The sequence below is a fragment of the Streptomyces sp. WAC05292 genome, from assembly GCF_003949955.1.
In the GTDB taxonomy this organism is placed as follows: domain Bacteria; phylum Actinomycetota; class Actinomycetes; order Streptomycetales; family Streptomycetaceae; genus Streptomyces; species Streptomyces globosus.
In genome coordinates, this window is sequence record NZ_RPSE01000620.1 from 1 (window position 1) to 2,341 (window position 2,341).

2 protein-coding genes and 1 pseudogene are annotated in these 2,341 nt (G+C 73.3%); all 3 read right to left on the minus strand.

Going from position 1 to position 2,341, the window contains the following annotated elements:
• A pseudogene (locus EF903_RS31720) lies at window positions 1–393 on the minus strand (hypothetical protein); the annotation flags it as partial.
• Window positions 394–501: 108 nt separating this feature from the next.
• Window positions 502–1,686, minus strand: a complete 1,185-nt coding sequence (locus EF903_RS31725; RefSeq protein ID WP_125548418.1) for a helix-turn-helix domain-containing protein — start codon at window positions 1,684–1,686, stop codon at window positions 502–504.
• A 104-nt stretch (window positions 1,687–1,790) separates the two neighbouring features.
• On the minus strand, window positions 1,791–2,341 hold a 551-nt coding region (locus tag EF903_RS31730), incomplete at its 5' end, for an HD domain-containing protein (RefSeq protein WP_260616189.1).

The following is a 2,341-nucleotide window of genomic DNA, read 5'->3' on the forward strand; positions in this document are numbered from 1 at the left end:
CCCCCCGGCCGCGACCCCCTCCCGCCGGGGGGGCCCGGCGCGCGCACCCGCCGGCCGCGCACCCACCAGCGCCGCGCCGAGGCATTCGGCGCGGCGCTGGTGGGTGCGGTTCCAGCGGGTGCGCGTGCCGGGGGCGACCAGGAGGTAGTAGTTGCCGCCACGGGGGTCGTGGATGATCGGGCCCTCCAGGGCGTCCGCGAAGGCCAGGTTCACGACCGTGGTCGTGGTGCAGCCGACTGCTGCGGCTGCGAGAGCCTGCGGGAAGCGGATCGCCTCGAAGCGCTCCCCGAGCGGGAGCACCGCCACCCCGCACGTCCGCCATGCCGCGTACGCCTCCGCCGGGTCGCGCAGCGTGCGGGCGTACCAGTCCGTGGGTGATGTTTCGTGCTGCAAGGCCGCTCCCGACCGTCGTGCTCCCGATAGGTGAGACGAGTGTGGGGGCGCGGCAAGGCCCCGACTATCCGCGATTCCGGATAGTCGGGGCCAGGGCTTCACCAGGCGTCAGGCGCCCAGCCAAGAGCCGTACGAGAGGAACGTGTCCGGTAGCTGGCGGCGGGCCGCCTCCAGTCCTGCGTACGTTTCGCGGACCGTCTGGTGGTACCGGGCCTGCTGTGGGGCCGCCTTCCGCGCGGCCAGCAGGCTGCGGAACGAGCCGTCCAGGTCGCCGGACCACATCTGGGCGCGGGCCAGCTCGGCGTGGTGGTGCGAGCGGCGGGACGCCGGCCAGTCGCGGGGGATCCGCACCGTTCCGCCCTTCTCGGCGGCCTGCCCGTACTCGTCCAGCTCGGCCAGGACCGACACCCGGTGCACGGCCACGTTCGTCGGGCCGAAGGCGAGCCAGTGCACGTTCACCGCCTCGCCGGTGGCGGCGGCGATGCGCTCGGCCTCTGCGAGGTGGCCTTCCGCCCGGTGCGCGTCCTTCGAGCGGCCCGCCATGACGGCGGCCCCGAGGTGGATCTGGCCGGTGACCGCGTCCCGCTCCCGCCCGGCGTCCGCCTGATCCAGGGTCTGCAAGCCCAGGGAGACGAGCCTCTCCCCGGTCCGGTACTCGCCCTCGCGCAGGTAGGTGAGGGCGCGCATGTACCGGTACATACCGCCGACCACGGCGTCGGAGGCGCGCTGGGCCGCCCAGTCCATGCGGGCCAAGGCGATCGCCGCGAGGTCGTAGTAGCCGAGTTTGGAGGCCACGTCGTACGCGGTCCGGTACGTGCTCGCCAGGAGCTGCCAGGCTTCGCGGCCGGGCGCCCGGTGGGCGGCCGTCGTCGCCTCCTGGATCAGGCCCGGGACGGCCCCGGCCACCCGCTTGATCTCACCCGCCCGCACGGCGACGAGGAGCGCCTCGGCGTCGTCGGTGAGGAGCCGGTGTGCGCGGGGGCTGATCTCGGGGTCGGCGCCGAGGTCGTAGACGTCCAGGGCTTCGCGGATAGGCCGTATCAGCACGTCGAGTTCGTCCGCGCGGAGTTCGGTCACGTACGGCTGGCCGGTGACGGTGGCCACGTCGACCCGGAGGGCGCGGGCAACGGCGGCGATGACGTAGGGGCTCGCTGACGTGACGCCTTGCTCGATCTTCGTGAGCGTGCTGTAGGGGACCTGGGAGAGGTCGGACAGGGCGCGCTGGGTGAGGTGGCGTTCGAGGCGAAGGCGCTTGATGCGCGTTCCGGTGTGGTCGTACGGGAGAGCATGCATGGTGAGCTCCGTTCTGACGCGACAGCAGAACAGTAGCGGGACGGATGCCGCGAGTGGCCGGACCGCAAAGGCCGTTCGTCAACCGGGCCTTGGGCGCGAGTCGGTCAGCGGATCGGGTCTCCGGGCGTGACCGGGTACGCGGACTGGAAGGACAGGCGGGACTCGGCCGTGTCGGCCAGGGCGGTCAGGGTGTCGTCCAGGGGCAGGAAGGCCTCCCAGTGCTCCGTGCCCGCGGCCCTGGCCAGCTGGGCGGTCAGGAGGTCCTCCAGGTCGGGGACGCGTTTGCCCTTCCAGACCTTGTCCGCCGTGCTGACCAGGAGGTCCTCCACCGTGGCGGCCGGGTCCGTCCAGCGGGCGTGGGTGTACGCGAAGCGGGCCAGGCGGGGTGGGAAGCCGTGGGCGAGGAGGAGGGCGCGGCCGGCCGGTTCGTGGGCGGAGCCGGGGCCGGTGAGTTCGGCGGGGTGCAGGACCTTGCCGATGTCGTGGGTCGCCGCGCCGAACAGCACCGCCTCGCGGTCGATCTCCAGGGTGGTGAAGTGGTTCGCGACCCAGGTCGTCAGCTCGTACGCCACGTCGTGGACGGCGCGCAGGTGTGCGGCGAGGCGGGGGGCTGCCCCCAGGGTCGCGAGGAGGTCCGGTACGGGGTCCGGGAGGG

What these genes read in the sequence shown, in the direction of transcription:
- EF903_RS31725 (WP_125548418.1), bottom strand. Translation starts at nt 1,686, where the DNA reads ATGCATGCTCTCCCGTACGACCACACCGGAACGCGCATCAAGCGCCTT.